At 62.9% G+C, this 7,181-nt stretch carries 10 protein-coding genes and 1 pseudogene; 2 read left to right on the forward strand and 9 right to left on the reverse strand.

From position 1 onward, the window contains the following. The 9 genes and pseudogenes from ACWGS9_RS33595 to ACWGS9_RS33635 all read right to left on the reverse strand — a co-directional run. Nucleotides 1-158, reverse strand: a 158-nt coding sequence (locus ACWGS9_RS33595) for a phage integrase N-terminal SAM-like domain-containing protein (RefSeq protein ID WP_454509264.1), incomplete at its 3' end; no start/stop codon positions are given. Between the two features lie 127 nt (nucleotides 159-285). Then, nucleotides 286-561 carry an IS66 family transposase gene (locus tag ACWGS9_RS33600; RefSeq protein ID WP_454509255.1) on the reverse strand — a complete coding sequence of 92 codons (276 nt, stop codon included), beginning with the start codon at nucleotides 559-561 and terminating at the stop codon, nucleotides 286-288. A 28-nt stretch (nucleotides 562-589) separates the two neighbouring features. After that, a pseudogene (locus ACWGS9_RS33605) lies at nucleotides 590-727 on the reverse strand (hypothetical protein); the annotation flags it as partial. Nucleotides 728-737: 10 nt separating this feature from the next. Continuing rightward, nucleotides 738-1,250, reverse strand: coding sequence for an IS66 family transposase (locus tag ACWGS9_RS33610; RefSeq protein WP_454509256.1), 513 nt, complete (start codon nucleotides 1,248-1,250; stop codon nucleotides 738-740). Between the two features lie 21 nt (nucleotides 1,251-1,271). After that, complete coding sequence (locus ACWGS9_RS33615) at nucleotides 1,272-1,568, reverse strand: transposase domain-containing protein (RefSeq protein WP_454509257.1); 297 nt, start codon at nucleotides 1,566-1,568, stop codon at nucleotides 1,272-1,274. After that, on the reverse strand, nucleotides 1,565-1,732 hold the full coding sequence (tnpB, locus tag ACWGS9_RS33620) for an IS66 family insertion sequence element accessory protein TnpB (protein WP_454509258.1): 168 nt from the start codon (nucleotides 1,730-1,732) through the stop codon (nucleotides 1,565-1,567). The genes ACWGS9_RS33615 and tnpB overlap by 4 nt, the downstream gene beginning before the upstream one ends. Next, nucleotides 1,729-1,851, reverse strand: coding sequence for a hypothetical protein (locus ACWGS9_RS33625; RefSeq protein WP_454509259.1), 123 nt, complete (start codon nucleotides 1,849-1,851; stop codon nucleotides 1,729-1,731). The genes tnpB and ACWGS9_RS33625 overlap by 4 nt, the downstream gene beginning before the upstream one ends. A gap of 254 nt (nucleotides 1,852-2,105) precedes the next feature. Next, complete coding sequence (locus tag ACWGS9_RS33630; protein ID WP_454509260.1) at nucleotides 2,106-2,480, reverse strand: IS66 family transposase; 375 nt, start codon at nucleotides 2,478-2,480, stop codon at nucleotides 2,106-2,108. 188 nt (nucleotides 2,481-2,668) lie between these two features. Further along, nucleotides 2,669-3,835, reverse strand: coding sequence for a hypothetical protein (locus ACWGS9_RS33635; RefSeq protein WP_454509261.1), 1,167 nt, complete (start codon nucleotides 3,833-3,835; stop codon nucleotides 2,669-2,671). 633 nt (nucleotides 3,836-4,468) lie between these two features. On the opposite strand from ACWGS9_RS33635, the gene ACWGS9_RS33640 reads away from it, so the two are divergent. Together ACWGS9_RS33640 and ACWGS9_RS33645 are read left to right on the forward strand one after the other, a co-directional pair. Continuing rightward, nucleotides 4,469-5,530 carry an IS110 family RNA-guided transposase gene (locus tag ACWGS9_RS33640; RefSeq protein ID WP_454509262.1) on the forward strand — a complete coding sequence of 354 codons (1,062 nt, stop codon included), beginning with the start codon at nucleotides 4,469-4,471 and terminating at the stop codon, nucleotides 5,528-5,530. Between the two features lie 76 nt (nucleotides 5,531-5,606). After that, nucleotides 5,607-6,716, forward strand: coding sequence for an IS110 family RNA-guided transposase (locus tag ACWGS9_RS33645; protein WP_454509263.1), 1,110 nt, complete (start codon nucleotides 5,607-5,609; stop codon nucleotides 6,714-6,716). Nucleotides 6,717-7,181 lie beyond the last annotated feature (465 nt).

A 7,181-nucleotide genomic window follows, 5' to 3' on the forward strand; every position in this document is an offset into this window, starting at 1 on the left:
ACCTGATAAGTCCGAATGTCCTCGCGCCGGAGCAGGTCCGGCGATTTGCCGAAGTGCCGTGCGAACAGCGACACCTGTTGCAGATAGGAAAGCTGAGTGTTGAGCGAGAAATTGCGCACCTGCATGTCCTCGCTCATGCGCTGGCGAAGTGGGGTCATGACGAGCTCCTCTGTCCGATGGAATGGCTGCAAACAGCCGTCCCATCGTCGCGCAGTCGGCGCTCTTACTGAATACGTGACCTTCCTTGCCGCTCCGGCGTAGCGGAGCGGGTTAGTCCAAACCTGCTTATGCCGCGCGCGGCATAAGCAGGTCTGGATCAGCGTCGCCATGGCGGCGGCACGCTCGGCGCCGCGGCTGGAGCCCGCAAACAGCCAAGCTTTTTCGACCGAGGGCAAAACCTCTGAGCGCGCGCTCGGCGGTATTGTTCGACAGGCAGGCTCGTCCGTCGTCGAGGAACGACGCAAAGCTGTCGCAGCGCCTGAGCATTAGTCGATGGGTTTGGCGACGGTCGCCGAGCGCGAGAGCGTGACGCGCTGCTCGCCGAGCAGGCGCGCAGGTCATCGACGAGCGGGCGGCTGCGCTCCTGCCGGATCTGGCGGCGCTCGTCGGCGCTCAGACCATTGATTTCGCGCTCAATAGCGAAGAGCGCGTCGATGCGCTTCACCGCTTCCAGAGCGATCGGCGACACAGGCGCGGTGCCGGGCCCGCGCCGTGCGCTCGCGGCGATGTCGGCGAGCTCAAAGAAGCCGCGACGGGCATGGGACCAACAGAGCGCCGACGTGACCGGCCCGCCCGGACGCGCGGGTCCCTAGAGCCCATTGTATCCGCCATAGGTGTCGGCCTGCAGGATGCCGCGCCAAGCCGCGAGATGCGCGTCCGGATGCTCTTGCCGCCGGTCGCGCGAGGCGAAGTAAAGCGCCGCCGGCGGATCGACGCCACCGAAGGGTCCAGATCCAGCCCGTGTCGGTCTTGCTCTTGGCCAGGATCGGCACCGTCGTGTCGTCGGCGTGCAGCCTCTCAGCAGCCATGACATGCCGGGCGATCAGCTCACGCAGCGGCTTCCGCAGCGGCTTCAGCGCCACCGTGGCCGCGCCGACCCGGTCGGCGAGCGTCGAGACCGAGAGGTCGATGCCCTCGCGGCCGTAGCGCTCGCTCTGGCGGTTGAGCGGCTGGTGCTGGCCGAACTTCTCGAACAGCAGCATGGCCAGCAGGTTCGGCCCCACAAAGCCGCGCGTCGGCGCTGCGATCACGATCCGCTCGCGCGGCAGATCCTACGGGAAGGGCTTGCGGCGACCGCGGCGCCCTGCAGGCAGTGACGCCTGGCGCGACATCGCCTCCGCCGCCAGCTCGTCCTCGGTCGCCTTCGCTTCGAGTTCCTCGAGCTGAAGTTCCATCTGGTCGATGAGGCGCACGGTGCGCTCGGAGCGCTGACCATAGAGCTCGCGCTTGAGCTTCTCGATCATCAGCTTCAGATGCGCGATCGTCACCTCGGTCGAGGATGCTGCGGCCTTCGCGGCGAGGGCTTCGGCTTGCGCCTCGGTCCTCGCCTGGCGCTCCGCCAGAATCATCGCATGCGCCGCCGCCAAATCGTTCGGAAGCAGAAGACGTGGCCGCCGAGCGGATCGCGCTTCAAGACCTCCTGCGCCACAAGCGCCAGCGAGGCGAACCCTTTGCGCATATCGGTGTGGCCGGTCGCCAGCCACACCTTCACGCCAACCGGAACCGGGATCACCTGAGCGCCTCGAGGCCTCGCGCCAACCTGAGCAGCACATCGATATCGACGCCGCCTTCGGCGATGACGCGCCGACCGGCGGACAACACGATCTCGACCCGCGGCGGGCGATCCAGCATCGCTGCTGAACTGTGATCCTTGCTGCCCTGATCAACACCGGTGTTGGACTAAGCGGCACGGAATCCGGCGCAATCGACACCGGCAAAAACGCCGTGGGACTTTGCCGTTCATCGAGCCGCTCGCGCCATCGGTAGATCTGCTGCGCTTGGATGCCATGCCCCTTCGCCGTCGCGATCACATTACCGCTCGCGCCTCGGCCACGACCGCGCGCTTCTCCTCCATGCTCCAGCGCCGGCGCCGGACATAGGTCTCATCATCCATGCAAAGCTCTCCAGCACCGCTGCCGGCACTGTTGCCGGATTACGAACGCGAAAAGCTGAACGCCGAAATGGTTCTCAACAAGGCTGCCTAGGCGCATGCTTACCGCGCAGGGCTCGCACACGGCTGCATTGTTCGATAGGCAAATCCGCCCATCGTCGAGCAACCGGGTGAAGGATGACCAGCGGCGCGGCATGTAGTTGAAGTATTTGTCAGATCGTGTCCGCGCGAGACCTTGTCGCGCGTCTCGATCATCCAGTGATCGATCTCGGTGACCACCGGCACGCTCCGCTCCTGGCGCCCGGCGTTGGGCAGGCGACAGGCCCTTGATCTCGCGCTCGATATCTAACAGGGCCTCGATGCGCTTCACGGCTTCAACCGCGAGCGGATAGATCAGGTTAGGCTTGTCGCCGCGCGCCTTCTTGCGCGCCGCCGCTTCGATATCGGCCAGTGATCATTATTCCTGATGAAGCCAAAAACCTCAGCGGTTTCACCGATGGCTACGTCACAAATCGGATTCATGAAGGAGGCGCCTCACCTATTTTAGCACGGGAACATTCAGTCATCCAGTCCGGCGCTGCGGGTCCCCTCGCGATCGCGGAAAGTACGCTGATTGTCAGGCTCGCCGGGCCGAGCATTCGCTGTGCTCAACCCCGGAGAGTGACGAGATTCTTGTGGTACAATGCCATCTGATCCGAATGTCGCGGGGTCGAAAGCCAGAGTTCCCTCGTCATTTTCATTGCGGACATCAGTAATTGCAGTCCTGGCTTCAGGGACTCCGCCTCGTGCCCGCTTTCTCGGCGCCGACGTGTCGCCGTAGTTAGTGCTGGATGAGCCGGAAGAGCGGCTGTATTCCTCAAACCGGCGCCGGCTGCCAGAGGAGGCGTTCTCGTCGGGCGACATCGTGTCACGACGATGTGAGGACGTCTGTCTGCTTGGCGCTGTCGATGCGACCACAGGCGGCGGCGAGGATGACGACTCAAAGAACGGGTCGTCCGAGATCGCGCGTCCTGTCCTTTCTTTTCTCTCACGGGCTTCCGCATCGATCCGCGCGAGCGTCGGATCCGCAGGTTTGCTTTCCAGTTGGTGGGAAGCTGACGCGATGTTGCTCTGGAACTGCCAGCCGATCCGGTCGTTCGACTCATCACTGAACAGGCGATCTATCGTCCGCAGCCGCGTCCTAATTTGCTGATACAAATATCCAAGCTCATCGGTCAACTCCCTGGCGTCTTGAGCTGTGAACGGAATGGTCGGCGGCCTCATCCGGCGTTCGCCCAATTCGCGGGCTGCTAAGTACTTGGGAAGGCTCTCCGATCCGCCGGTCGCGTTCAACCAGTTCGCGATGCCCTGGTTGTCGTTGGTCTCGTCGTTCCCCTCATGATAGGGAGAGGAGGAGGCAAATTTCTCAGCTCTCTCGATCAGCGCGCGGCTCTGCTCAAGTGTCTGGGGACCCGGCTGTATGTGCTTGTCGACGATGCGGCCTACTGCACTAAAACGAGCCTGAATTTCTGGGGAAAAGAGCGCTGGCTGACGCTTGTAGATCTCCTGGGCGATACATTCGGCAGTATAGCTTGTAGCCCGTTCACGAGCCTCCGCGGCTTCAGCAACAAGTGCCAGATCAGATGGTTCGCCGGATTGGTTGGCCCGGCCCTGCTTCAACTTGGCCAGTTTCGTCAGTGCGACGAAGCGTTCGAGAGCGTCGTTTGCGGAAAACCCTTCGGTCATAAATTATCCTTACGTTCTATTGTCGATCAAATCGAATCGCCCATTCGGCAGTGTGTTCACTTACCGTGCCGGCTGAAATTCGCTACACGCTGGAACACGCTCGATGCCTCGTAAGATTGGCGGGGCTTCTCCGCATTTCGGGGGTGAGCACAGCGGCGTGCACTTGGCGCCGGGCGTCTATTAGTTGCGCCTGTCGCTTGGCATCTTGCTGTAGTGCTGGCGCGTCGCGCACCGGTGCTTGTGATGTGCGTGCAACCGTCCCCAGTTTGCGGAGGGTATCCGAAACATAATATACGCAGGTAACTGAGACATCATAGTAAGCAACGCTTTGGCTGAAGGGACGATTTGCTCGAGCCGCCTCTGAAATGTCTGAAAGGCTCTCGGTGATCACACGCTTCGCGGTCTCTGTCGTTGTATCCGTCGGAGGGTGAGCTACTTGTGTGGCGCCGCCGCTATTCGCGGCCGAGCTTTCAGGCTGAGATAACTGCGGTGTATCGCGATCCGTGACACGAGGTCCTAGACGTTATGACCGTGTTGTGAGCGGCGGCCCGTCCCTAGACTTTGTAGCTGTAAAGCAAACGAGGGTTGCTTCGGCAGTGCCGAGCCGAGCCTCAAGCAAAGGAAGGACGGGCCATGAAGCAAGATAATGTATTTTACGTCGGTGTCGATGTGTCGAAGGCCAAGCACGCGATTGCGATTGCCGAGGGGGGCCGGGAGGGAGAGGTCCGCTATTTCGGCGAGATCGAGGCGACGCCGGCGGCGGTGGAGCGCTTCGTGCGCAAGCTGGAGCAAAAGTGTCCGCGCCTGCACTTTTGCTACGAAGCCGGCCCGACCGGCTACGGGCTGTACCGGCAGATCGTTGCGCTCGGCCAGCGCTGCGATGTCGTTGCGCCCTCGCTGATTCCCAAGCGTGCGGGCGAACGCGTTAAGACCAACCGGCGCGATGCGGTCAGCCTGGCGCGGCTGTTGCGGGCCGGAGAACTGAAGGGAATCTGGGTTCCAGACGCGGTGCATGAAGCAGTGCGCGACATGGTGCGGGTGCGCTCCTCGGCGAGCGAGGATCTGCGCAAGAAGCGCCAGATGCTGCTTTCGTTCCTGCTGCGCCATGGCCGGGTCTTTACCGGTTGCAAGAACTGGAGCCGGGCCCATGCCCGCTGGCTGGCGGCGCAGAAGTTCGATCATCCGGCCCAGCAGATCGTGTTCCAGGACCAGGTCGACGTCATCACCGATGCGCAGGCTCGGCTGGAGCGATCGGACGCCCAGCTAGCCGAGCTGGTGCCGAGCTGGTCGATGGCGCCGGTGGTGGCGGCCTATCAGGCGCTGCGCGGTGTGTCCTTCATCGTTGCCGTGACCTTCGTCAGCGAAGTCGGCGATGTCCGCCGCTTCGACAATCCGCGCCAGCTGATGGCCTTTCTCGGCCTGGTGCCCTCGGAGCGCTCGACCGGCGAGACGGTCAAGCGCGGCGGCCTGACGCTTGCCGGCAATCGCCGTGCGCGCCGCGTCCTGATCGAAGGCGCCTGGGCCTACCGCTATCCCGCCCGGGTGACGGAGCCCATTCGCGTCCGCCTCGAGGGTCTGCCGAAGGCGGTGCGCGAGATCGCCTGGAAGGCGCAGACCCGGCTTTGCACCCGCTACCGCCGCATGACGACGGGCGGCAAGAAGAAAGTAAGACCGTATGTCCGCCTCTGTCGGTGAGGTGGCTCGCCCTACACTGCGCGTCCGAGGGTTGCTCGGACGGGCCGAGCCGATCCTCATCACAGGAGGACGAGCCGTGGCAGACTATAGTGAGGCATTTATCGGAATCGATGTCGCGAAGCTGAGGAACGCCATCGCGATTGCCGATTCCGGCCGGGAGGGAGAAGTTCGCTTCTTCGGCGAGGTCGACGCATCGAATACGGGCATGCGCCGAGCTATCCAGCGGATCGCCACCAAGTTCGATCGAGTCCATTTCTGCTACGAGGCCGGCCCGACCGGCTATGGTCTCTATCGGCTGATCCGATCACTCGGCCATGAATGCATGGTGGTCGCCCCGTCGCTGATCCCGAGGAAGCCTGGCGATCGGGTGAAGACAAACCGGCGGGATGCCCTTGCGTTGGCTCGGCTGCTGCGCGCCGGCGAACTGACGGCGGTATGGGTTCCCGATGAAGGTCACGAAGCCATGCGGGATCTCGTCCGCTCTCGGGCGGCCGCGGTCGAGACACTTCGCGTCCACCGGCAGCATGTGAGCGCCTTCATGCTCAAGCACGGACGTATCTATCCCCGCAAAAAGGGCTGGACGATGCGCTATCTGCGCTGGTTGCAAGAGCAACCGTTCGATCACCCCGCGCACCAGATCGCGCTCCAGGAAATGGTCGAGGCGGTCCGCATCTCGAAAGAGCGGGTCGAGCGGCTGGAGCAAGTGATCGAGGAGTTCGTTCCGGCCTGGTCGCTGGCGCCGGTCGTGCGCGCGCTGCAGACATTGCGCGGCGTAGAACTGATCGTCGCCGTAACATTCGCCACCGAGATTGGCGACGTGCAAAGGTTCGAGAGTCCGCGCCAACTCATGGGATATCTCGGCCTCGTTCCTGGAGAACGATCGACCGGCGAGACAGTCAAACGGGGCGGCATCACCAAGGCGGGGAACGGCCGCGTTCGCCACATGCTGGTCGAGAGCGCCTGGACCTACAGACATCCGCCGAGGGTCGGTGCGAAAAAGCTCTACCGTCTGGAACAAGCATCGCCAAAGGTGCGAGAGATTGCCTGGAAGGCGCAGACCCGGCTGACGGCCCGCTATCGAATGTTGAGCGGACGAGGCAAGAAGACAACGGTGGTCTGCACAGCGATCGCCCGTGAGCTGGCCGGCTTCATGTGGGCCGTTGCAAGGGAGGCGCAACCAGCCTGATCGGTCGCCGCCGCGGCGACATACATCTTTCGCACATGGGCGGAGGCGGGACCACGGCAGGGGAACGCCCGTCAGACGCTTTGTGGCCGGCAAATCGACCGACGCCCGCAGTAAGATAGGAACAGCCCCGGACGCACAATCGGGAATGCGGTAGCCAACCCGCGCATCAGAGCTTGATCACCGACGTCCTTCAGTTCCGCCTCCACCCATGTGCGATTACCAGAATGAGCAGCCGTTCCCCGGATCGGATGGTCTCCTGCGCTCCAAACCTTGACAACGGACATCAGAGCGTAGAGGGGACCCCATCTGGCGCCGTTTGAAGGGATTGGCCAGACATAGAGACACCGAAACGAAGGGGGTGAGGAGCTCACGGTGTCAACTTCCATGTCTGCGTCTATGAACGATGATAGAAATTTCCATGTCATCGAGGCGGTTCCCGACCGTCTCGAGGTCAGCCCGCCGCGA

It is taken from the genome of Mesorhizobium sp. Arg314, from assembly GCF_053714275.1.